The following is a 21,579-nucleotide window of genomic DNA, read 5'->3' on the forward strand; positions in this document are numbered from 1 at the left end:
GACAAAAGAAAGACAGGAAGAAAAACTGAAAAGGCCCGGACATGGTCGGGCCTTTTGTGGCTGGCTAACGGTGTCAGCGAATATTCAGCGGTTCAAAACCCTTGATCAGCTCGTCCAGCGCCTTGAGCTGGGCCAGGAAAGGCTCGAGCTTGTCCAGCGGCAGGGCGCTGGGGCCGTCGCAGCGGGCCTTGTCCGGATCCGGGTGGGCCTCCAGGAACAGGCCGGCCAGGCCGGTGGCAAGCCCGGCCCGGGCCAGATCCAGCACCTGCTCGCGGCGGCCGCCGGAGGCTTCGCCCAGCGGATCCCGGCACTGCAGGGCGTGGGTCACGTCGAAGATGATGGGGGCGTCATTCGTGGCCTTTTTCATCACCCCAAAACCGAGCATGTCCACCACCAGATTGTCGTAACCGAAGTTGCTGCCCCGCTCGCACAGGATCAATTGATCGTTGCCGCATTCGATAAACTTGTCGGTGATGTTTTTCATCTGCCCCGGGCTCAGGAACTGGGGCTTCTTGATGTTGATCACCCGGCCGGTATCGGCCATGGCCTTGACCAGATCGGTCTGGCGCGCCAGAAAGGCGGGCAGCTGGATCACGTCGGCCACCTCGGCCACCGGGGCCGCCTGATGGGGCTCGTGCAGGTCGGTGATCACCGGCACACCAAAGGTGTCCTTCACTTCCTGCAGCAGCTTCATGCCCTCTTCCAGGCCCGGGCCGCGAAAGGAGTGAATGGAGGAGCGATTGGCCTTGTCCCAGCTGGCCTTGAACACGTAGGGAATGCCCAGCTTCTCGGTCACCTTCACGTAGTGCTCGCAGGCCGTCATGGCCAGATCCCGGGATTCCAGCACATTGATGCCGCCAAACAGCACCATGGGCTGGTCGTTGGCAACGGCAATGTCGTTGATGTGTACGGTTTTCATCACAACTCCTTAGTGGAGGGTTTTCGGGGTCAGATCAAGCCCCGCCATCTGGGCTTTCAGCACGTCGGCAATGGGGTCGTCGGGGCAGTGCTCGATAAAGAATTCAAAATCGTCGGCCGCCAGTTGTCCACAATCCAGCTGCTGATACAGAAAGCCCCGGTCCCGCCGCTCAAAGGGGCAGTCGGGTTTGAGTCGCAGCAGCAGCTCGCTGCAGGCCAGCGCCTTGCCAAACTGCTGGTCATGAATAAAGGCCGCCTTGGTAACATTGAGCAGCCGCGCCAGGATCTCGCTGTCCTCAGCGCTCTTGAGGTGCCCGGGCGTAAGCCGGGCCAGGTTGCCCTGGGCGCCCCGCAGCAATTGTTCGATTTCCCGCCGGGAAAGCTGCCGGCCGGTAAAGGGATCGATAATGGCCCCTTCTTCCTCCGAGAAGACCCGCACCAGAAAGTGGCCGGGAAAACAGATGCCCTCGGCTTCCACCCCAAAACGCCGGCACAGATGAATAAGCAGGATCCCCAGACTCACCGGAATGCCTTCCCGCCGGGCCAGCACCCGGTTCATCAGACAGTTGTCGATGGAGAAAAAGGTCTCGCTGTCCCCGCTCAGGCCCAGGCCGTCATACAGGCAAGGCAGCAGGTGCAGGGGCGCCACCATGCCTTCCAGCTCCTCACTCAGCGCCCGCTCCAGGGCAAACAGCTCCCGTTCGGCCTCATCCCGGGCGTCAAGGCCGGCCAGGCTTTCCACCACATCCAGCGCCAGGGTCATCAGATCGAGGGGCTCATCGCCCAGCCAGCGCGCACTGATATTGCTTTCAAGCATGCTCTCTCCCGGGCCACCGGCCCAGCGTCACCCTGTCCTGCCCGCCGTAGTCGCGCAGGGTGGTGACCTTCTCAAAACCATTATTGATAAAAATCCGTTGCACCGCCTCGCCCTGCTGCCAGCCGTGCTCCACCAGCAGCCAGCCGCCGGCCATGAGGTGTGCCGGCGCTTCGGCGGCGATATGGCGAATGTCGGCCAGGCCCTGCTCACCGGCCACCAGGGCGGTGCGCGGCTCAAAGCGCACGTCGCCCTCGGCCAGGTGCGGATCGGCGGCATCGATATAGGGCGGGTTGGACACTATCATGTCAAAAACCTGCCCGGCCAGTGGCGCCAGCCAGCTGCCCTCAACCACCGTCACATCCAGCCCCAGCCGCTCGGCGTTACGCCGGGCCAGGGCGGCGGCCTGCGGGTTGAATTCCACCGCCAGCACGGTATCGGCGGGTCGCTCGCTTTTGATGGACAGCGCAATGGCGCCGGTGCCGGTACCCAGATCCACTACCCGCGCCGGCCGCTCGGGCAGGCGTGCCAGCGCGCTTTCAACCAGCACCTCGGTGTCGGGCCGGGGAATCAGGGTATCGGGGGTCACTTCCAGCATCAGGCTCCAGAATTCGCGCTGACCGGTCAGGTGGGCCACCGGCTCGCCGGCCCGGCGGCGAGTGATCAGTTCGGCCAGCTCGGTCTTCTGCTCGGCAGACACCTCAAATTCCGGCCAGGCCAGCAAAAAGCTGCGGGGTTTGCCCAGCACATGGCACAGCAGCACGTCCGCATCCAGCGCCGGCGACTCGCCGCCGGCCAGTTGCTCGCGCAGCCAGGTGCGCAGCTCGCTGAGCTGCATTATTGCCCCGCCAGGGCGGCCAGCTGGTCGGCCTGGTGCTCCTGCAGAATGGGCTGGGTCAGCATCTCGAGCTGACCTTCCAGCACCTCGCTCAGCCGGTACAGGGTGAGGTTGATGCGGTGATCCGACACCCGGCCCTGAGGGTAGTTGTAGGTGCGGATGCGATCGGAGCGATCGCCGCTGCCCAGCAGGTTGCGCCGGGTGCTCTGCTCCTCGGCCTGGCGCTTGTCCTGCTCCGCCTGGGCCAGGCGCGAGGCCAGCACCGCCATGGCCTTGGCCCGGTTCTTGTGCTGGGAGCGCTCGTCCTGGCATTCCACCACCATGCCGGTAGGCAGGTGGGTAATGCGAATGGCGGAGTCGGTCTTGTTGACGTGCTGGCCGCCTGCGCCGGAGGCACGAAAGGTATCTACCTTGAGGTCCGCCGGGTTGATCTCCGGCGCCTCGGCCTCGGGCACCTCGGGCAATACCGCCACGGTGCAGGCAGAGGTGTGAATGCGGCCCTGGGATTCGGTTTCCGGCACCCGCTGCACCCGGTGACCGCCGGACTCAAACTTGAGCTGGCCATAGGCGCCGGCACCCTCGATGCGGGCGATGATCTCCTTGAAACCACCGTGCTCGCCTTCGCTGGCACTGACGATCTCCACCCGCCAGCGCCGGGTCTCGGCATAGCGGCTGTACATGCGAAACAGATCGCCGGCAAAAATGGCGGCCTCGTCACCGCCGGCACCGGCGCGAATCTCCAGAAAACAGTTGTTGTCGTCTCTGGGATCCCTGGGCAGCAGCAAAATCTGCAACTCCTGACCCAGGGTTTCGATGGCCGCCGCGGCACTGTCGATCTCGTCCCGGGCCATGGCCTTCAGCTCGGCGTCGTCTTCCGCCAGCATTTCCTGAGCCTCGGCCAGATCCGCCTCGGCCTGACGATAGCGCTGAAAGCAGGCTACCACGTCTTCCAGCTGGGCATATTCCCGGGTCAGGGCCCGGTACTGCTCCTGATTGTTGATGACCGAGGCCTCGCCCAGCAGCGCCTGCACCTCCTGGTAGCGTTCTTCCAGGCCTTCCAGTTTCTTCAGTACGGATTCGTTCATCGAGGGTCTCGCCGTTATGCCGGCTCAGGGCCGGCTGATGCCCAGGCTACGGGACAGCACCGCCAGCATGTCCTGATCGCCGTCCTTGCCGGCCTGGCTCAGAGCCTGGGTGGGGGTATGAATAAGCTTGTTGGTGAGCCGCCGGGTCAGCTGCTGCATCACCAGGGTGGCGTCGTCACCCTGGGCCAGGGCCTGCAGCGCCCGGGCCAGCTCCTGCTGGCGCACGCTTTCTGCCTGGGCCCGGTAATCGCGAATGAGATCCACCGAGCGCAGGGAGCGGTACCAGGCCATGAACTGATCCCGCTCTTCCAGAATAATGCGCTCGGCCTGGGCGGCGGCCCGCTTGCGGGCCTCGAGGTTCTGCTCGATGATGCCCTGCAGATCGTCCACGGTATACAGATAGGCATCGTTGAGCTCGTCCACCTCGGGCTCGATGTCCCGGGGCACGGCGATGTCCACCAGCAGAATGGGCTTGTGCCGGCGGACCTTGAGCGCCCGCTCCACCATGCCCTTGCCGATGATGGGCAGGGGGCTGGCGGTGGAGCTGATCACGATATCGGCCTGAGGCAGAAACTCGGGGATCTGCTCCAGAGTCATCACCTCGGCCTCAAATTCCTGGGCCAGCTTCTGGGCCCGCTCCAGGGTGCGGTTGGCCACCATCATACGGGTCACCGACTGCTCCTTGAGGTGACGCGCCACCAGCTCGACGGTTTCACCGGCCCCCACCAGCAGCACCTTGGTGCGGCCCAGATCCGAAAAAATGCGCTTGGCCAGGCTGACCGCGGCAAAAGCCACGGACACCGCACTGGCGCCAATGTCGGTTTCGGTGCGCACCCGTTTGGCCACGGAAAAGGACTTCTGGAACAACCGCTCGAGCAGGCCCTTGAGGGTGCCGGCCTGGTGCGACTGGCTGTAGGCCTGCTTGATCTGGCCCAGTATCTGGGGCTCGCCCAGCACCAGGGAGTCGAGTCCGCAGGCCACCCGCATCAGGTGGCGAATGGCCTCTTCCCCCTGATGCTGATACAGGCAGGCGGTGAGCTCGTCCTCGTCCAGATTGTGAAAACGCTGCAGCCAGTGGCGCACCACATCACTGTCACCGTCGTCCTTCAGGCTGCAATACAGCTCGGTGCGGTTGCAGGTAGACAGGATCACGGTTTCGGCCACACCCTGTGTGTTACTCAGCTCCTGCAGTGCCCTGGGGGCAAGATCAGGGCCAAACGCCACCCGCTCGCGCAGGGCGACGGACGCTGTCTTATGATTGATTCCCAGTACCAGCAGGCTCATGAGGATTTGATGCGGCTCACAACGTTCTTCAAGTAGCCGGCTATTGTACGAGAAAGGCCAAATCTTTAAAAGGCACCGGCCTTGCCCTTATACTGGCCGCCCCTTTCAAACGCGGAGTGCTCGCCGTGCGTATTTTATTGATCTGCCTTGGCTTGTTGCTGGTGTCGGGCTGTGCCTACCGGGCCGAAGAAGCCCCGGCCGGCAGCTGGCAGGCTCAGAAACAGCAACTGGCCGGGCTGCAGAACTGGCAGCTGGCCGCCAGGCTCGGCATCATTACCCCCGAGGAGCGCGGCAGTCTGAGCCTGTTCTGGCGTCAGGACAGCGGCGACTATCGCCTGAACCTCACCAATGTGGTCGGCAAACGGGTGTTCGATCTCAGCCGCCGCAGCGGACGCATTGAACTCATCGACAGCGAAGGACGGCGCCATACCGCCGCCAACGCCCAGGCCCTGGTGTATGAACTGACCGGCTGGAACCTGCCGGTGGAGCAGCTGGCCGACTGGATCAAGGGCCTGCCCGGTGACGCCGACACCGTCAGCTTTGACGCCGACGGCCGCCCGGCGCGAGTGCAGTCCCACGGCTGGCAACTCAGCTACCTGGGTTACACCCAAATCGACGGTCTCTGGCTGCCCAGCCGGCTGGAGCTGAGTCACGACACCACCAACCTGAAACTGGCGGTAAACCGGTGGGAGCTGAATCCATGATGCGCCTGCCCGCCCCCGCCAAACTCAACCTGTTTCTGTACATTACCGGACGCCGGGACGACGGTTATCACAACCTGCAGACCCTGTTTCAGTTTGTGGACTTTGGCGACGAACTGCGCTTTGAGGCAGCCGATGAGCTCACCCTGTCTCCGGCCCTGCCCGGGGTGGCCACCGAGAACAACCTCATTATACGCGCCGCGCGGCTGCTGCAAAGCCACACCGGCTGCACCCGGGGCGCCCGCATTCACCTGACCAAACGGCTGCCCATGGGCGGCGGCCTGGGGGGCGGTTCCAGCGACGCCGCCACCACCCTGGTGGGGCTGAACCGGCTGTGGCAACTGGATCTGCCGGCCGAGGAGCTGGCCGCCCTGGGTCTGCAACTGGGCGCCGATGTGCCGGTGTTCGTGCACGGCCGCGCCGCTTTTGCCGAAGGCGTGGGCGACATCTTCACCGAAGCCCATCCTCCCGAGCCCTGGTATCTGGTAGTGAATCCGGGGGTGGAGGTGTCTACGCCGGCCATCTTCACCGACCCGGATCTGCCCCGCAACAGCCCGGTGCTGAGCCTGCAACAACGGCTGTCTTCCCCCTGGCAAAACGACTGCGAGGGGCTGGTCAAAAAGCGACACCCCGAGGTTGCCAAACTTCTGAGCTGGTTGCTAGAATATGCGCCGTCACGAATGACGGGCACCGGCGCCTGTATTTTCGGCACCTTTGACAGCCGCGAGGCGGCCGAAACAGCGCTCAGGAATGTGCCGGATGACGCCAGTGGTTTTGTAGCCCGAGGCTGCAACCACTCGCCGCTGCTGGCGGCACTGAAGGCCCTGTAAGCACCCGTTATCGAACAAGACAGATCAGGCAGCGATGCATGAAGGCGGGGTGGGCTCGCCTTCTCCCTTATCCCGAGGGTCAGTTCGCTGCCGGCGGTCGCCAGCAGGATGACACGGCTAATGCCGACTCACCGTTGCGTGCTCTCACTCAACCCCCTGCCGGCGCTCCGAAGCAGAATAATTCCGACCAGGGGCTGGATAGCGAAAACGTTTTTCGTGACACGGGTTCACGGCCCCGTCCAGTCTCGCCACCCACGAAGCAACCCCGAGGTTTTAAACCGTGCCCGACATGAAGCTGTTTGCTGGTAATGCAACGCCGGAACTCGCCCAACGTATCGCCGATCGTCTTTTCATCAAACTGAGCGCTGCCGATGTCGGCCGTTTCAGCGACGGCGAGATCAGCGTGCAAATCAACGAAAATGTACGCGGCGGCGATGTCTTCATCATCCAGTCCACCTGCGCGCCCACCAACGACAACCTGATGGAGCTGATCGTCATGGTCGACGCCCTGCGTCGCGCCTCCGCCGGTCGCATTACCGCCGTCATTCCCTACTTCGGTTACGCTCGCCAGGATCGCCGAGTGCGCTCCGCCCGGGTGCCGATCACCGCCAAGGTGGTGGCCGACTTCCTGTCCAGCGTGGGTGTGGACCGGGTGCTGACCGTGGATCTGCACGCCGAGCAGATTCAGGGCTTCTTTGACGTGCCGGTAGACAACGTGTTCGGCACGCCGGTGCTGCTGGAAGACATGAAGGCCAAGGGCCTGCAGGACGCCGTGGTGGTGTCTCCCGATATCGGTGGCGTGGTGCGCGCCCGTGCCGTGGCCAAGCTGCTGGACGAAACCGACATCGCCATCATCGACAAGCGCCGCCCCCGCGCCAACGTGTCCCAGGTGATGCACCTGATCGGTGACGTGGAAGGCCGTGACTGTGTGATCGTGGACGACATGATCGACACCGGCGGCACCCTGTGCAAGGCCGCCGAAGCCCTGAAGGAGCGCGGTGCCAAGCGGGTGTTCGCCTACGCCACCCACGCCGTGTTCTCCGGCAAGGCCGCCGAAAACATTCGCGACTCCGTGATCGATGAAGTCATCATCACCGACTCCGTGCCCCTGAGCCCGGAAATCAAGGCCCTGGACAAGGTCAAGCAGCTGACCCTGTCGCCCATGCTGGCCGAGGCCATTCGTCGCATCAGCAACGAAGAGTCTATCTCCGCCATGTTCGAGCACTAAGCCCGGACAAGCTGGAAGTAACAGCCCGCGAACTTCGCGGGCTTTTTTGTGGACGGGATTTAAGTGCAGGGACTGGGGACTGAGGACTGGGGAAATTGTAGACTCCGGTTCGGATTTCGCCGGGCAGCAATACCAGTCCCTGTTCCCTAATCCCCGTTTTTTATCCGTAAAAGCGCACAAAATAGTACCCGCTCAGGCCCACACCAAAGGCGACAATGGCCCAGGCCAGCAGCTTCGGCTTGATCCACTCCAGCAGCCGGGCACCCAGCTTGCCGCCGAGCAGATAGCCCAGCGCGAGCAACAGGGCCTCGTGCCAGTACACCAGTCCCGACAGGGAATACACCACAATGGTGGCACCGCTGGCCAGCATCGACAGATACAGCTTGATGGCGTGCTGCTGCAGGCTGGAGCCCAGCCGCAGCTGACCCATCAGCGCCATCAGCAGCACGCCCAGACCACCGCCAAAAAAGCCGCCGTAAAAGCTGCCACTTAACAGCACCGGCCAGGCCTTTGGTTTCATGGCAAGGGGGCCTTCAAACCCCTGGCTGCTGAGCAGCTGCCGGCCGTAAAGCAGGCTCACCCCCAGCAACAACCAGGGCACCAGATAATTGAAGTGGTCGGCATGAAACCGGGTCAGGGCAAAAGCCCCCAGCCCGCCCCCGGCCAGGCCGATCAGGGTCAGCGCCAGCAGCGGACCGCCCCGCAGGCGACGGCGCATGCCCCAGAAGGCGCTGACATAACCGGGCCAGGATGCCACACTGGCGGTGGCCACGGCCCCGGTGCTGGGAATGCCCGCCCCCAGCAGGGCCGGCAGAGTAAAAAACAGACCGCCACCGGCCAGCGCATTGACCACGCCGGCCAGCAGGGACCAACCCAGAAGTTCAAACATGATGGTATCCGTGAAAATCGAGTGCAGAAAAGCAGGATAAAGCGAAGGAGCCGCTTTTGAATGCACAATCATAGCACAGATTGTAAACAATACATGTGGTATCTATACGCGGCCGGTGCCATGGCAAATCCGGCCCTGACGGTGGCCATTATCGCCGCACTTCATTAGAATGTGGCGTCATTTTAACGGCCGATTCTGCTATGCAACCTATCGAACTCATTGTCGGGCTGGCCAACCCCGGCCCGGAATACGCCCACACCCGCCACAATGCGGGTGCCTGGTACGTCACCGAGCTGGCCCGGCTGCACGGCGCCCAGCTCAAGGAAGAAGGCAAATTCTTTGGCTGGACCGGGCGCGTGCGCATTGCCGGCCGCGACGTGCGTCTGTTGATCCCGGCCACCTTTATGAACCGCTCGGGCAAGGCGGTGGCGGCCCTGGCCAACTTTTACCAGATCCCGCCCGAAGGCATTCTGGTGGCCCACGACGAACTGGACCTGCCCCCGGGCACCGCCCGCTTCAAGCAGGGCGGCGGTCACGGCGGCCACAACGGCCTGCGCGACATCATCAGCAGTCTGGGCAACAGCAAGGATTTTTACCGGCTGCGGCTGGGCATCGGCCACCCCGGCGACAAGTCCCGGGTGGCCGGCTTTGTGCTGACCAGGGCACCGGCCGCCGAGCAGACCCTGCTCGACGCCACCGTGGACGAAGCCGCCCGCGCCACCGATATTTTATTCAAGGATGGCATGGTCAGGGCGATGAACCGCCTGCATGCCTTCAACGCCGATTCCACCAAGTAATTTCAGGACACCATCATGGGTTTTAAATGCGGTATTGTGGGTCTGCCCAACGTGGGCAAATCCACCCTGTTCAACGCTCTGACCAAGGCCGGCATCGAAGCCGCCAACTTTCCCTTCTGCACCATAGAGCCGAACACCGGCGTGGTGCCGGTGCCGGACAAACGCCTCGACGCCCTGGCCGCCATCGTCAACCCGCAGCGGGTGCTGCCCACCACCATGGAATTCGTGGACATCGCCGGCCTGGTGGCCGGTGCCTCCAAGGGCGAAGGCCTGGGCAACAAGTTTCTGGCCAACATTCGCGAGACCGACGCCATCGGCCATGTGGTGCGCTGCTTTGAAAACGACAATATCGTCCACGTGGCCGGCAAGGTATCGCCGAAAGACGATATCGAAATCATCAACACCGAGCTGGCCCTGGCGGATCTGGATACCTGCGAGCGCGCCATTACCCGTAACGCCAAGAAGGCCAAGGGTGGCGACAAGGACGCCAAGTTCGAAATCACCGTACTGGAAAAACTGCTGCCGGTGCTGGAAGAAGCCAAAGTGCTGCGCAGCGTTGAGCTGACCAGGGAAGAAAAGGCCGCCATCGACTACCTGAACTTCCTCACCATCAAGCCGACCATGTACATTGCCAACGTCAATGAAGACGGCTTTGAAAACAACCCCTACCTGGCCGAGGTGGAAGCCATTGCCGCCGCCGAAAACGCCATTGTGGTGCCGGTGTGCGCCGCCATGGAATCCGAAATCGCCGAGCTGGACGCGGAAGAAGCCGCCGAATTCATGGATGACATGGGTCTGGAAGAGCCGGGTCTGAACCGGGTGATCCGCGCCGGTTACCAGTTGCTGAACCTGCAGACCTACTTCACCGCCGGGGTGAAGGAAGTGCGTGCCTGGACCATTCCCGTGGGCGCCACCGCGCCCCAGGCCGCCGGCAAGATCCACACCGACTTTGAAAAGGGCTTTATTCGCGCCCAGACCATAGGTTATGAAGACTACATCACCTACAAGGGTGAGCAGGGCGCCAAGGAAGCGGGCAAGATGCGCTCCGAAGGCAAGGACTACATCGTCAAAGACGGCGATGTGATGAACTTCCTGTTCAACGTCTGAGCGTTCTGCACGCTTGCTTCAAGGCCGGGCATGTTCCCGGCCTTTTTTGTTTTTCCCGTTTTCGCAGAAAAAACCGGCCTTGTTGACCACCCCTTCATCACCATGCCGCTTTTATGGCCAACCGACCGTGGCACGCCATTTTTTTACGGAAAAACGGTTGACGCTGTCGGCCCGGATACGCATAATGCGCCCCGTTCGGTGACGGATGGTCATCAACAAGCAGTGGCTATGTAGCTCAGTTGGTTAGAGCACATCACTCATAATGATGGGGTCGCAGGTTCGAATCCCGCCATAGCCACCATTGCTGGGGTATCGCCAAGCGGTAAGGCAGCGGGTTTTGATCCCGCCATTCCCAGGTTCGAATCCTGGTACCCCAGCCATTTTCAGAAAAGGTTGAAGACCAAGCGGGTATTATCCCGGCGCTGGTGCCCAGGCACAAACCGCAGCTTCAACCGTTTTCACAGTGGCTGATATCAAAAAATTTGTTATCATCCATTCGCTGTTGGGGTATCGCCAAGCGGTAAGGCAGCGGGTTTTGATCCCGCCATTCCCAGGTTCGAATCCTGGTACCCCAGCCATTTCAAGCGCATACGACGGCCAGTGCGTATCGCAACATTGAGGCGACTCAATGCTTTATGTGGCTATGTAGCTCAGTTGGTTAGAGCACATCACTCATAATGATGGGGTCGCAGGTTCGAATCCCGCCATAGCCACCACTCTTTTCGCGGGAGTGGCGAAATTGGTAGACGCACCAGATTTAGGTTCTGGCGCCGCAAGGTGTGCGAGTTCAAGTCTCGCCTCCCGCACCATTAAAAATTGGGGTATCGCCAAGCGGTAAGGCAGCGGGTTTTGATCCCGCCATTCCCAGGTTCGAATCCTGGTACCCCAGCCATCTATCGAAAAGCCGGCCTTTGGGTCGGCTTTTTTGCTTTCTGAGGTTAAGGATTAGGGATTAGGGATTAGGGATTAGGGATTAGGGAATCGTACCAGTCCCTGCTCCCCATTCCCTGCAGTTACAGCCCCATGGCGTACTTCATCACCTGTTTCTTCAGCGGGCCGCTGTGCTCGGCGGCCCTGAGACCCAGATTGCGCAGCAGCCTGAGCGGCGCCAGCTCATTGCTGAAAGCCAGGTAAAACACGTCCATGGCCCCCTGCATCAGCAGGTTGTCGGGGCGGCGGCGGCATTCAAAGCGCCTGAGCAGGGTAGTGGTGGCAATATCCTCTCCCCGTTCCACCGCCTGATGTACCAGCTCGCTCAGCACCGCCACGTCCTTGAAGCCGAGGTTCACTCCCTGCCCCGCCAGTGGATTGATGGTGTGGGCGGCATCGCCGAGCAGCACCACTGCCCCCTTGACGTAGTGATTGGCGTGGCGCCGGCGCAGGGCAAAGTGGCCCTTGTCCAGCACCCGCACCGGACCAAGACGGGCGGGAAAATGCGTCCCTATCTCGGCTTCCAGCGCCTGGTTGCTCAGGGCCGCCAGTTGCTCGATACGCGCCTTGCCGTCGTACCACACCAGCGAAGCCTTACCATGGCCCAGCGGCAGCAGCGCCCGGGGGCCGCTGGCGCAGAACTGTTGCCAGGTGATGTCCTGCTCCAGTTGCTCGCCTTGAACGCTTATCAGCATGCACTGCTGGGCGTAGTCCCAGGCGGTGACGCCAATGCCGGCCAGTTGCCGTACCCGGGACTCGGCACCGTCACAGGCCAGCACCAGCCGCGCCTGCACCCGAGAGCCATCCCCCAGCGTCAGCAACGCGCCTTCAGAGGTTTGCTCAAGCGTATCCAGCGTTTGCGGACAGTCGAGGGTGACATTGTGCCACTGGGCCAGCGCCTGCCACAGGCCCAGCTGAATGACCCGGTTTTCCAGCATGTAGCCCAGATACTCGCAGCCCAGCTCGGCGGCGCTGAAGCGGGTGGCAAAGCCCGGCCACTCGCAGGCTTCCAGTCGCTGATAGGGCCAGGCGCGCATGTGAGCGATGGCCTCCCAGGCACCGGCCTGCTGCAGCAGCCGCACCGAGGCGGCGCTGACCGAGGAAATGCGCAGATCATGGGGTTGCGCGGGCGAAAACTCGCGTGGCTGCCGGCTTTCCAGCACCCGAATGGCCAGCCCGCTGGGCGCCAGCAGCGCCGCCGCCAGGGCCCCCACCATGCCGCCGCCAATAATGGCGATATCGCACTGTTGCATTGTCCAACCTCCGGATTTTTCGGCCATTCTACCCCAATTTCCCTGATTTCGCCGGGGGCAATTTGCCCACTTGGCGCCCCCTTGTGGCTGGATATTATCTGGCCACTACCGGGAGAAAGGAGTAGAATGCCCGGTCCAAAACGCACGACCTTTTGCAGTAATTCAAGAGCGCCATGAGCAAAAAACTTCATATCAAGACCTGGGGCTGTCAGATGAACGAATACGATTCATCCAAGATGGCCGATCTGCTGGACGCCAGCCACGGCTACCAGCTCACCGAAGAAGCAGAGCAGGCCGACGTGCTGCTGCTCAACACCTGCTCCATTCGCGAGAAGGCCCAGGAGAAGGTCTTTCATCAGCTCGGCCGCTGGCGCCCGCTCAAGGAAGCCAATCCCAAACTGGTGATCGGCGTGGGTGGCTGCGTGGCCTCGCAGGAAGGCGACGCCATTCGCGCCCGTGCTCCCTTTGTGGACATCGTGTTCGGTCCGCAAACCCTGCACCGGCTGCCGGCCATGATCAAGTCGGTGCTGGAAGGCCGCGGTGCCCAGGTGGACGTGGCGTTTCCCGAGATCGAGAAATTCGACAACCTGCCCGAACCCAAAGCCGAAGGTGCCACTGCCTTTGTCTCCATCATGGAAGGCTGCTCCAAGTACTGCTCCTTCTGCGTGGTGCCCTACACCCGCGGCGAGGAGGTGAGCCGCCCGCTGGATGACGTGCTCTATGAAATCGCCCAGCTCGCCGAGCAGGGCGTGCGCGAAGTCAACCTGCTGGGCCAGAACGTCAATGCCTACCGGGGCGAAACCCACGACGGCGACATCTGCAGCTTTGCCGAGCTGCTGCGCCTGGTGGCGGCCATCGACGGCATCGACCGCATTCGCTACACCACCAGCCACCCCATCGAGTTCACCGACGACATTATCGAGGTGTACAAGGATACCCCCGAGGTGGTCAGCTTCCTGCACCTGCCGGTGCAGAGCGGCTCGGATCGCATTCTGACCCTGATGAAGCGCCCGCACACCGCCCTAGAATACAAGTCCAAGATCCGCAAGCTGCGCGCCGCCCGCCCCGACATCACCATCAGCTCCGACTTTATCGTGGGCTTTCCCGGGGAAGAGGCCGATGACTTTGAAAAGACCATGAAACTCATCGAGGACGTGGGTTTTGACATGAGTTTCAGCTTTATTTACAGCCCCCGTCCGGGCACCCCGGCCGCCGATCTGCCCGACGACATTCCCATGGAAGAGAAAAAGGAACGGCTGTACCGGCTGCAGAACACCATCAACAACCAGGCGCAGCTGATCAGCCGGCAGATGCTGGGCTCCACCCAGCGCATTCTGGTGGAAGGCCCGTCCAAGCTGAACCCCATGGAGCTGCGCGGCCGCACCGAGAACAACCGGGTGGTGAACTTCGAAGGCCCCCATCACCTGATTGGCGGTTTTGCCGATGTGGAGATCACCGAGGTCATGCCCCACAGCCTGCGCGGCAAATTCCTGCGCGGCGAAGACGAAATGGATCTGCGCACCCAGGTATCCCCCCGAAGCATTCTGGCCCGCCGCCCCGACGGCGTGCCCGACGACACCGGCGTGGCCACCTTTACCCCCTAAAAACAGGGGCGCGGGATTAGGGAACAGGGACTGGATGTCCTGCTCCCTCGTCCCTGTGCCCTATTCCCCTATATTCAGGAGTTACCTTGACAGCCAACGTCACTCATCTGGACCTTGAACTGCAGCCCGCCGACGGCCAGCGCCTGGCCAGCCTGTGCGGCCCCTTTGACGACAACATCAAGCAACTGGAACGTCGCCTGGGGGTGGAAATCAACCATCAGGACCAGCACTTTCAGATTGTCGGCCCCGAGCGCCTGTCCCGGGTGGCCGGCGACATTCTCACCCGCCTCTATGTAGAGACCCAGTCCATCAAGGGCCAGGCCGTACCCGACATTACTCCGGAGCACATTCATCTGGCCATCAAGGAAAGCCGGGTACTGGAGCAGGACGAACAGGAGGCCCACAGCGGCTATCGCTACGGCAAGGAAGTGGTGATCAAGACCAAACGGGGGCTGATCAAGCCGCGCAGCCCCAATCAGGCCCATTATGTGGCCCATATTCTCAGCCACGATATCACCTTTGGCATCGGTCCGGCGGGCACCGGCAAAACCTATCTGGCGGTGGCGGCGGCGGTGGACGCCCTGGAGCGCCAGGAAATCCGCCGCATTCTGCTGACCCGGCCGGCGGTGGAAGCGGGCGAAAAACTCGGTTTTCTGCCCGGGGATCTGAGCCAGAAGGTCGACCCCTACCTGCGTCCCCTGTACGACGCCCTGTTTGAAATGCTGGGCTTTGAGCGGGTGGAAAAGCTGATTGAGCGCAACGTGATCGAAGTGGCGCCGCTGGCCTACATGCGCGGCCGCACCCTCAACGACGCCTTTATCATTCTCGACGAAAGCCAGAACACCACGGTGGAGCAGATGAAGATGTTCCTCACCCGCATCGGTTTCAACTCCAAGGCGGTGATCACCGGCGACATCACCCAGATCGACCTGCCCCGCAACGCCCGTTCCGGACTGCGCCATGCCATTGAAGTGCTGAGCGGGGTGGAAGGGTTGTCGTTCAACTTCTTTCGTGCCGAAGACGTGGTGCGCCACCCGGTGGTGGCCCGCATCGTGCGCGCCTACGAGGCCTTTGACGACGCCCAGAAGCAACAAAAAGAACAGAAACAGAAAGAACAAGCGCCCCCTTCCCGTGAGGAGCCCAAGGCATGACCCTGTGGCTGGATCTGCAAATCGCCTGTGACGAAGCCCCCGGCCTGCCCACCGAGCAGGACTTTGAACGCTGGCTTGCCGCCGCCCTTGACGGCGAGCAGAATGAGGCCGAAGTGACCGTGCGCCTGGTGGACGAGGCCGAAAGCCAGGCCCTCAACCGGGATTATCGCGGCAAGGACAAGCCCACCAATGTACTGTCGTTTCCCTTTGAAGCCCCTCCCGGTGTGGAGCTGCCGCTGCTGGGCGATCTGGTGATCTGTCGCCAGGTGGTGGAGCGGGAAGCGGCCGAGCAAAACAAGCCGCCGCAGGCGCACTGGGCCCACATGGTGGTGCACGGCTGCTTGCATTTACTCGGTTTTGACCATATTAAGGATGACGAGGCCGAAGAAATGGAAGCCAGAGAGATAGTCATTCTGGCCGGGCTGGGCATGGACAACCCCTATCAAGACGACGAAGGTTAACAAGTGAGCGACGATAATTCACACTCAGAAAACGGTTCGTCCACAAAGAAAAACTGGCTGGAGCGACTGGGCCAGATGTTTCAGGGCGAACCGAAGAACCGGGAAGAACTGGTTGAAGTGATCATGGACGCGGGTGAACGGGATCTGATTGATCAGGACACCAAGGACATGATCGAAGGCGTACTGGAAGTGAGCGAACTGCGGGTACGCGATATCATGATCCCCCGCTCCCAGATGGTGACGGTGGAAAAATCCCAGCCGGTTTCCAGCTTTCTGCCCATGATCATCGAGTCCACCCACTCCCGCTTTCCGGTGGTGAACGAAGACAAGGATCATATCGAAGGCATTCTGCTGGCCAAGGATCTGCTGCCCTACGGCTTTGGCCTCACCGAGGAAGAATTCTCCATCGACAAAGTACTGCGCCCGGCGGTGGTGGTCCCCGAAAGCAAGCGCCTCGACAAACTGCTCAAGGAGTTCCGCGAAGAACGCTACCACATGGCCATTGTGGTGGACGAATTCGGCGGCGTGTCGGGCCTGGTCACCATCGAAGACATTCTCGAGCTGATTGTGGGCGACATCGAAGACGAGTACGACGCCGAGGAAAGCGCCGAAATCCGTCAGATCAGCAAGCGGGTGTATTCGGTGGCTGCGCTCACCGACATCGAGGATTTCAACGACTTCTTTCATACCGACTTCAGCGACGAAGAGGCCGACACCGTGGGCGGCATGGTGATGCACGCCTTTGGCCATCTGCCCGGCAAGGGTGAACAGGTGGAGCTGGGTGGCTTCATCTTCAAGGTGGCCCACGCCGATCGTCGACGGCTGCTGCAATTACAGGTTAAGATACCCGACAATCAGGAAACCTCCTCGTCGGAGCCGGTATAAGTGCTTAAATTGCTGCCATTGTTCGGGGCCCTGCTGTGCGGGGCCCTTGGCGTTCTGGCCTTCAGCCCCTTTGATCTCTGGCCGCTGGCGCTGGTGTCGCTGGCCGGACTGTTCGCCGTTACTCACCATTGCGCCCCCGGCCCCGCCGCCCGCCGCGGTTTTGTCTGGAGCCTGGGGCTTTACCTGCCCGGCCTGTGGTGGATCCACAACAGCATGACCCTGTTCGGCGGCCTGCCGCTGCCGGTGGCCTTTGTGCTGGTGGCCCTGCTGGCCGCCTATCTCAGCCTCTACACGGCGCTCGCCCTGTGGCTGGCCCACCGCTTTGTGGCTTCGCCCCGGGCCCGGCTGCTGTGGGTATTGCCGGTGCTGCTGATCGGTGCCGACTGGCTGCGCGGCTGGATGCTCACCGGCTTTCCCTGGCTGTGGTTCGGCTACTCCCAGCTGGATGGCCCGCTGGCGGGGCTGGCGCCCATTCTAGGCGTGCAGGGCATCAGCTGGCTGCTGACCTTTTCCGCCGCCGCCCTGTGTTGGCTCGGCACCGGGCTACGCTGGCGTGCCGCCGCCCTTGCGGGCGTGCTCTGGGCCCTGGGCGTGGCCAGCCAGCAGTTGCAGTGGGTATCTCCCACTCAAACCCTGCGGGTGGCCCTGGTGCAGGGCAATATCGAACAATCCCTGAAGTGGGTTCCGGGGCAACTGGAGCACAGCCTGAAGCGCTATCTGGACCTGACCCGGCCGGCGCTGAATGCCGATGTGGTAATCTGGCCCGAATCCGCCCTGCCCGCCTCCGAGCAGCAGCTGGCCCCCTGGCTGGAGCAGGTCGACAAACTGATGTTTGAGCGGGGCCAGAGCCTGATCACCGGCCTGGTGTCCCGCCCCGCCGAAGGCGAGGTGTACAACGCCGTGCTGGGGCTGGGCAACGGCCATTACCGGCCGGGCCAGGACAACCGCTACTACAAGCAGCAGCTGGTGCCCATTGGCGAGTTCGTGCCCTTTGGCGACTGGCTGCGGCCCCTGGCGCCGTTTTTCAACCTGCCCATGTCGTCCTTTTCCCGGGGGGAGTCCGGCCAGGCCGACATTCACGCCGCCGGCCGCGACATGAGCGTGGCCATCTGCTATGAGGTGGCCTTCCCGGGGCTGGTGCGGGCCAACATGAAGCCGAGCACCGACTTTCTGCTGACGGTGTCGAACGATACCTGGTTTGGCCGCTCCATCGGCCCCTGGCAGCACCAGCAAATCGCCCGCATGCGCGCTCTGGAGCTGGGCCGGCCGATGATCCGCGCCACCAATAACGGCGTGACCCTGGTGACCGATGAAAAAGGCCGCATGAGCGCCAGCCTGCCCCAGTTTGAGCAGGGGGTGCTTACCGCCGAGGTGATTGGCATGACCGGGCTCACCCCCTATGCCCGTTTTGGCAACCTGCCGTTGCTGGCGGTGCTGGGACTGAGCCTGCTGATTGCCGCCCGCTGTCGCCAGCCTGCCGGCCGGCTGGTCATGGCCGAACGGCGGCTGTTTAAATAACCGGTTTACGAGACAAGGAAGGATTTCGCAGGAGACTGTGCTCCATGCCATGGACTCCGGGTCATGCCCGGAGTGCCGGTATTTTGTAACGCCTCAAGGCGTGAGCGGATGGCGAATAAAAGTATGGTGATTGCATTCCAGACAGGTGGTCAGCACCTCGGGGTGTGTTACCTCATGGCGGTGGGCGCACAGGGTACAGTCGTACAGACCCGGGCCCACCACCTCGCCGGCCTGATATTCACCGTGATGGGCCAGGTCCTCGCCTAGCTCCTGCCATTCCAGCTGACTCTTGTCGGTCACGCCGGCCAGCCAGCCCCACACCGTTTCGCTGATGCGCCGGTAAAACAGACTGTCGCGAAAGCCCCCCTGTTCATCGCCAAAGGCGGCCAGATCCCGCTTTACATACTCGGCGATCAGCGCCAGCTCGTCCTTGGTGAGATCCCCGGCCGCTTCCATGTAGGCCTGGGTCTTTTCCACCGCTTCCTTGATGGTGGTGTTCTCCGCCATTTCCCACTGGCGCTGCAGCTCTTCCACAAAGGCGTCGTACCCTTTCCTGTGCTTGTCGTCTTGCTCGCTCATGGTCTTGTCCTCTCAGGCAGGCCCGGGGTGAGCTATTGTTGCCGGCTACCCCCTAAGGTATTCTATGCCGATTTATCGCTGGTGTTACCACTCATTTACGGAACCGGACGTCATAATGCAAGAGCAATACAATCCCCAGAATATCGAGCCCCGCGTGCAGCAGCACTGGGACGCGCAGCAGACCTTCAAGGCCACGGAGCAGCCCGGCAAGGACAAGTTCTATTGTCTGTCGATGTTCCCCTACCCTTCAGGTCGGCTACATATGGGGCACGTCCGTAACTACACCATAGGCGACGTTATCTCCCGCTATCAACGGCTGCAGGGCAAAAACGTGCTGCAACCCATCGGCTGGGACGCCTTTGGCCTGCCCGCCGAAAACGCCGCCATCAACAACAAGACGGCGCCGGCGCCCTGGACCTACGAAAACATCGAATATATGAAGAACCAGCTCAAGCGGCTGGGCTTTGGTTACGACTGGGACCGGGAGCTGGCCACCTGTACGCCGGAGTATTACCGCTGGGAACAGTGGTTCTTTACCAAGTTGTATGAAAAGGGCCTGGTGTACAAAAAGACCTCCTCGGTCAACTGGTGCCCCAACGACGAAACCGTGCTCGCCAACGAGCAGGTCAACGACGGCTGCTGCTGGCGCTGCGACACCCCGGTGGAGCAAAAGGAAATTCCCCAGTGGTTTATCAAGATCACCGACTACGCCGATGAGCTGCTGCGCGACATCGACGAGCTGGAGGGCTGGCCCGAGCAGGTCAAGACCATGCAGCGCAACTGGATTGGCCGCAGCGAGGGCGTGACCCTGCGCTTTGACGTGGCCGGCAGCGACGACAGCTTTGAAGTGTACACCACCCGCCCGGACACCCTGTTTGGCGTCACCTATGTGGGCATTGCCGCCGGCCACCCGCTGGCCGCCCGCGCCGCCGAAAACAACCCGGAACTGGCCGCTTTTATCGACGACTGCAAGCACAACAAGGTCGCCGAGGCCGACATGGCCACCATGGAGAAAAAGGGCATGGCCACCGGCCTGATGGCGGTGCACCCACTCACCGGCAGGCAGGTGCCCATCTGGGTTGCCAACTTCGTACTGATGGATTACGGCTCCGGCGCCGTGATGGCGGTGCCCGCCCACGATCAGCGCGACTATGAGTTTGCCGGCAAGTACGGCCTCGATATCGTGCCGGTGATCAAGCCCGCCGACGGCAGCGAGCTCGACGTGAGCACCGAGGCCTATACCGACAAGGGCGTACTGTTCAATTCCGGCGAGTTTGACGGCCTGAACTTCGAACAGGCCTTTGACGCCATTGCCAGCACTCTGGAACAGAAAGGCCTGGGCCGCAAGACCGTGAACTTCCGCCTGCGCGACTGGGGCGTGAGCCGCCAGCGCTACTGGGGCGCCCCCATTCCCATGCTCAACCTGGAAGACGGCACCGTGGTCGGCGCACCGGAAGAGTCCCTGCCGGTGGTGCTGCCGGAAGACGTGGTGATGGACGGCATTCAGAGCCCGATCAAGGCCGATCCCGAGTGGGCCAAAACCACCTACAAAGGCCAGCCGGCGCTGCGCGAAACCGACACCTTTGACACCTTTATGGAGTCGTCCTGGTACTACGCCCGCTACTGCAGCCCCGAGTACGATCAGGGCATGCTGGACGTGGAAAAGGCCAACTACTGGCTGCCGGTGGATCAGTACATCGGCGGCATTGAGCACGCCTGCATGCACCTGCTCTACGCCCGCTTCTTCCACAAGCTGCTGCGTGACACCGGCCTGGTGGAGTCCGACGAGCCGTTCAAGCGCCTGCTGTGTCAGGGCATGGTGCTGGCCGACGCCTTCTACTATACCGACGACAAGGGCGGCCGGGTGTGGGTGAGCCCGCTGGACGTGACCGTGGAGCGGGACGAAAAGGGCCGCATCAAGAAGGCGGTGGACGCCGACGGCCGCGAGCTGGTACACACCGGCATGACCAAGATGTCCAAGTCCAAGAACAACGGCATCGATCCCCAGGTGATGGTCGACAAATACGGCGCCGACACCGTGCGCCTGTTCATGATGTTCGCTTCCCCCGCCGACATGACCCTGGAATGGTCCGACTCCGGTGTGGAAGGCGCCCAGCGCTTCCTCAAGCGGGTGTGGAAGCTGGTGTTTGAGCACCAGGCCCGCGGCGCCGCCCCGGCCCTGAACCTGGCCGGCCTGAGCAGTGAACAGAAGGCCCTGCGCCGGGAAGTGCACAAGACCATTGCCAAGGTGAGCGACGACATCGGCCGCCGCCAGACCTTCAACACCGCCATCGCCGCCATCATGGAGCTGCTCAATCACCTGGCGAAAGTGGACATGAACGACGAGCAGAACCGCGCCCTGCTGCAGGAAGCGCTGGAAGCCGTGGTGGTGATGCTGCACCCCATAGTGCCGCACACCTGTTTTGAACTGTGGCGCGCCCTGGGTCACGACGACATCGATCACGCCGCCTGGCCGCAGGTGGATGCCGACGCCCTGGTGGAAGAGGAAAAACTGGTGGTGGTGCAGGTCAACGGCAAGGTGCGGGGCAAGGTTACCGTGCCCGCCGACGCGGATAAAGACGCGGTTGAAAGCGCCGGCAAGGCCGACGACAACGTCGCCCGCCACCTGGATGGCAAAACCATTCGCAAGGTCATTTACGTGCCGGGCAAGCTGCTGAATATCGTGGCCAACTGACCAGACGGTGAG

At 62.2% G+C, this 21,579-nt stretch carries 20 protein-coding genes and 6 tRNA genes; 18 read left to right on the top strand and 8 right to left on the bottom strand.

Features of this window, described 5'->3' with window-relative positions:
* Positions 1–73: 73 nt before the first annotated feature.
* From kdsA to hemA, 5 genes are read right to left on the bottom strand one after another with little or no spacing between them, the layout of a single operon-like run.
* On the bottom strand, positions 74–919 hold the full coding sequence (kdsA, locus tag PU634_RS11265) for a 3-deoxy-8-phosphooctulonate synthase (RefSeq protein ID WP_306760902.1): 846 nt from the start codon (positions 917–919) through the stop codon (positions 74–76).
* Between the two features lie 9 nt (positions 920–928).
* A complete protein-coding gene (locus PU634_RS11270; RefSeq protein ID WP_306760904.1) occupies positions 929–1,735 on the bottom strand; it encodes a SirB1 family protein in 807 nt (268 codons plus the stop codon).
* A complete protein-coding gene (prmC, locus tag PU634_RS11275) occupies positions 1,728–2,570 on the bottom strand; it encodes a peptide chain release factor N(5)-glutamine methyltransferase (protein WP_306760905.1) in 843 nt (280 codons plus the stop codon). The genes PU634_RS11270 and prmC overlap by 8 nt, the downstream gene beginning before the upstream one ends.
* Entirely contained in the window at positions 2,570–3,655 is a 1,086-nt protein-coding gene (gene prfA, locus PU634_RS11280) for a peptide chain release factor 1 (protein ID WP_306760906.1), read from the bottom strand. The genes prmC and prfA overlap by 1 nt, the downstream gene beginning before the upstream one ends.
* A 24-nt stretch (positions 3,656–3,679) precedes the next feature.
* Positions 3,680–4,939, bottom strand: a complete 1,260-nt coding sequence (hemA, locus tag PU634_RS11285) for a glutamyl-tRNA reductase (protein ID WP_306760907.1) — start codon at positions 4,937–4,939, stop codon at positions 3,680–3,682.
* Between the two features lie 125 nt (positions 4,940–5,064).
* Between hemA and lolB the strand changes: the two genes are divergently transcribed.
* The 3 genes from lolB to PU634_RS11300 all read left to right on the top strand — a co-directional run bounded on the left by lolB (position 5,065) and on the right by PU634_RS11300 (position 7,698).
* Positions 5,065–5,643 (top strand): lipoprotein insertase outer membrane protein LolB, encoded by a 579-nt coding sequence (gene lolB / locus PU634_RS11290; RefSeq protein ID WP_306760909.1) that lies wholly within the window; start codon positions 5,065–5,067, stop codon positions 5,641–5,643.
* Positions 5,640–6,470: a 4-(cytidine 5'-diphospho)-2-C-methyl-D-erythritol kinase gene (gene ispE / locus PU634_RS11295; RefSeq protein WP_306760910.1), complete on the top strand. Its 831-nt coding sequence runs from the start codon at positions 5,640–5,642 to the stop codon at positions 6,468–6,470. Before lolB ends, ispE begins: the two co-directional genes overlap by 4 nt.
* A 280-nt stretch (positions 6,471–6,750) precedes the next feature.
* Entirely contained in the window at positions 6,751–7,698 is a 948-nt protein-coding gene (locus tag PU634_RS11300; protein WP_306760911.1) for a ribose-phosphate pyrophosphokinase, read from the top strand.
* Positions 7,699–7,858: 160 nt separating this feature from the next.
* Here PU634_RS11300 and PU634_RS11305 read toward each other — a convergent pair whose 3' ends face one another.
* Entirely contained in the window at positions 7,859–8,587 is a 729-nt protein-coding gene (locus PU634_RS11305; RefSeq protein ID WP_306760912.1) for a TSUP family transporter, read from the bottom strand.
* A 200-nt stretch (positions 8,588–8,787) separates the two neighbouring features.
* Between PU634_RS11305 and pth the strand changes: the two genes are divergently transcribed.
* From pth to PU634_RS11350, 9 genes are all read left to right on the top strand, one after another.
* The gene (pth, locus tag PU634_RS11310) at positions 8,788–9,384 is read left to right on the top strand and encodes an aminoacyl-tRNA hydrolase (RefSeq protein ID WP_306760913.1); all 597 of its coding nucleotides are present in this window, start codon (positions 8,788–8,790) and stop codon (positions 9,382–9,384) included.
* Positions 9,385–9,399: 15 nt separating this feature from the next.
* On the top strand, positions 9,400–10,491 hold the full coding sequence (gene ychF / locus PU634_RS11315) for a redox-regulated ATPase YchF (RefSeq protein WP_306760914.1): 1,092 nt from the start codon (positions 9,400–9,402) through the stop codon (positions 10,489–10,491).
* Between the two features lie 30 nt (positions 10,492–10,521).
* Entirely contained in the window at positions 10,522–10,725 is a 204-nt protein-coding gene (locus tag PU634_RS11320; protein WP_306760915.1) for a hypothetical protein, read from the top strand.
* Positions 10,716–10,792, top strand: a tRNA-Met gene (locus tag PU634_RS11325). The genes PU634_RS11320 and PU634_RS11325 overlap by 10 nt, the downstream gene beginning before the upstream one ends.
* A gap of 4 nt (positions 10,793–10,796) precedes the next feature.
* A tRNA-Gln gene (locus PU634_RS11330) sits at positions 10,797–10,871 on the top strand.
* Positions 10,872–10,994: 123 nt separating this feature from the next.
* Positions 10,995–11,069 (top strand) — tRNA-Gln (locus PU634_RS11335).
* Positions 11,070–11,130: 61 nt separating this feature from the next.
* Positions 11,131–11,207: transfer RNA gene (locus PU634_RS11340), tRNA-Met, on the top strand.
* A gap of 8 nt (positions 11,208–11,215) precedes the next feature.
* A tRNA-Leu gene (locus PU634_RS11345) sits at positions 11,216–11,300 on the top strand.
* A gap of 8 nt (positions 11,301–11,308) precedes the next feature.
* Positions 11,309–11,383 (top strand) — tRNA-Gln (locus tag PU634_RS11350).
* A gap of 121 nt (positions 11,384–11,504) precedes the next feature.
* Here the strand turns inward: PU634_RS11350 and PU634_RS11355 are convergent.
* Positions 11,505–12,674, bottom strand: coding sequence for an FAD-dependent monooxygenase (locus PU634_RS11355; protein WP_306760916.1), 1,170 nt, complete (start codon positions 12,672–12,674; stop codon positions 11,505–11,507).
* A gap of 173 nt (positions 12,675–12,847) precedes the next feature.
* On the opposite strand from PU634_RS11355, the gene miaB reads away from it, so the two are divergent.
* The 5 genes from miaB to lnt all read left to right on the top strand — a co-directional run bounded on the left by miaB (position 12,848) and on the right by lnt (position 18,293).
* Positions 12,848–14,278, top strand: coding sequence for a tRNA (N6-isopentenyl adenosine(37)-C2)-methylthiotransferase MiaB (gene miaB, locus PU634_RS11360; RefSeq protein WP_306760917.1), 1,431 nt, complete (start codon positions 12,848–12,850; stop codon positions 14,276–14,278).
* Positions 14,279–14,364: 86 nt separating this feature from the next.
* Positions 14,365–15,429, top strand: a complete 1,065-nt coding sequence (locus PU634_RS11365; protein WP_306760919.1) for a PhoH family protein — start codon at positions 14,365–14,367, stop codon at positions 15,427–15,429.
* Complete coding sequence (gene ybeY / locus PU634_RS11370) at positions 15,426–15,890, top strand: rRNA maturation RNase YbeY (RefSeq protein WP_306760920.1); 465 nt, start codon at positions 15,426–15,428, stop codon at positions 15,888–15,890. Before PU634_RS11365 ends, ybeY begins: the two co-directional genes overlap by 4 nt.
* A gap of 3 nt (positions 15,891–15,893) precedes the next feature.
* Entirely contained in the window at positions 15,894–16,775 is an 882-nt protein-coding gene (gene corC, locus PU634_RS11375) for a CNNM family magnesium/cobalt transport protein CorC (RefSeq protein ID WP_306760921.1), read from the top strand.
* On the top strand, positions 16,776–18,293 hold the full coding sequence (gene lnt / locus PU634_RS11380) for an apolipoprotein N-acyltransferase (protein ID WP_306760922.1): 1,518 nt from the start codon (positions 16,776–16,778) through the stop codon (positions 18,291–18,293). It abuts the gene before it with no gap.
* Between the two features lie 93 nt (positions 18,294–18,386).
* Here lnt and PU634_RS11385 read toward each other — a convergent pair whose 3' ends face one another.
* Positions 18,387–18,872, bottom strand: a complete 486-nt coding sequence (locus PU634_RS11385) for a zinc ribbon-containing protein (protein ID WP_306760923.1) — start codon at positions 18,870–18,872, stop codon at positions 18,387–18,389.
* Between the two features lie 115 nt (positions 18,873–18,987).
* Between PU634_RS11385 and leuS the strand changes: the two genes are divergently transcribed.
* On the top strand, positions 18,988–21,567 hold the full coding sequence (gene leuS, locus PU634_RS11390; protein WP_306760925.1) for a leucine--tRNA ligase: 2,580 nt from the start codon (positions 18,988–18,990) through the stop codon (positions 21,565–21,567).
* Positions 21,568–21,579: the final 12 nt, after the last annotated feature.

Origin of the sequence: Oceanimonas pelagia, assembly GCF_030849025.1 — a bacterium.
GTDB classification, from domain to species: domain Bacteria; phylum Pseudomonadota; class Gammaproteobacteria; order Enterobacterales; family Aeromonadaceae; genus Oceanimonas; species Oceanimonas pelagia.

Excerpts from the sequence above, each read along its gene's own strand:
- kdsA (WP_306760902.1), bottom strand. The coding sequence starts at position 919 with ATGAAAACCGTACACATCAACGACATTGCCGTTGCCAACGACCAGCCC.
- PU634_RS11270 (WP_306760904.1), bottom strand. The coding sequence starts at position 1,735 with ATGCTTGAAAGCAATATCAGTGCGCGCTGGCTGGGCGATGAGCCCCTC.
- prmC (WP_306760905.1), bottom strand. The coding sequence starts at position 2,570 with ATGCAGCTCAGCGAGCTGCGCACCTGGCTGCGCGAGCAACTGGCCGGC.
- prfA (WP_306760906.1), bottom strand. The coding sequence starts at position 3,655 with ATGAACGAATCCGTACTGAAGAAACTGGAAGGCCTGGAAGAACGCTAC.
- hemA (WP_306760907.1), bottom strand. The coding sequence starts at position 4,939 with ATGAGCCTGCTGGTACTGGGAATCAATCATAAGACAGCGTCCGTCGCC.
- ispE (WP_306760910.1), top strand. The coding sequence starts at position 5,640 with ATGATGCGCCTGCCCGCCCCCGCCAAACTCAACCTGTTTCTGTACATT.
- PU634_RS11305 (WP_306760912.1), bottom strand. The coding sequence starts at position 8,587 with ATGTTTGAACTTCTGGGTTGGTCCCTGCTGGCCGGCGTGGTCAATGCG.
- pth (WP_306760913.1), top strand. The coding sequence starts at position 8,788 with ATGCAACCTATCGAACTCATTGTCGGGCTGGCCAACCCCGGCCCGGAA.
- ychF (WP_306760914.1), top strand. The coding sequence starts at position 9,400 with ATGGGTTTTAAATGCGGTATTGTGGGTCTGCCCAACGTGGGCAAATCC.
- PU634_RS11320 (WP_306760915.1), top strand. The coding sequence starts at position 10,522 with ATGTTCCCGGCCTTTTTTGTTTTTCCCGTTTTCGCAGAAAAAACCGGC.
- PU634_RS11355 (WP_306760916.1), bottom strand. The coding sequence starts at position 12,674 with ATGCAACAGTGCGATATCGCCATTATTGGCGGCGGCATGGTGGGGGCC.
- miaB (WP_306760917.1), top strand. The coding sequence starts at position 12,848 with ATGAGCAAAAAACTTCATATCAAGACCTGGGGCTGTCAGATGAACGAA.
- ybeY (WP_306760920.1), top strand. The coding sequence starts at position 15,426 with ATGACCCTGTGGCTGGATCTGCAAATCGCCTGTGACGAAGCCCCCGGC.
- PU634_RS11385 (WP_306760923.1), bottom strand. The coding sequence starts at position 18,872 with ATGAGCGAGCAAGACGACAAGCACAGGAAAGGGTACGACGCCTTTGTG.
- leuS (WP_306760925.1), top strand. The coding sequence starts at position 18,988 with ATGCAAGAGCAATACAATCCCCAGAATATCGAGCCCCGCGTGCAGCAG.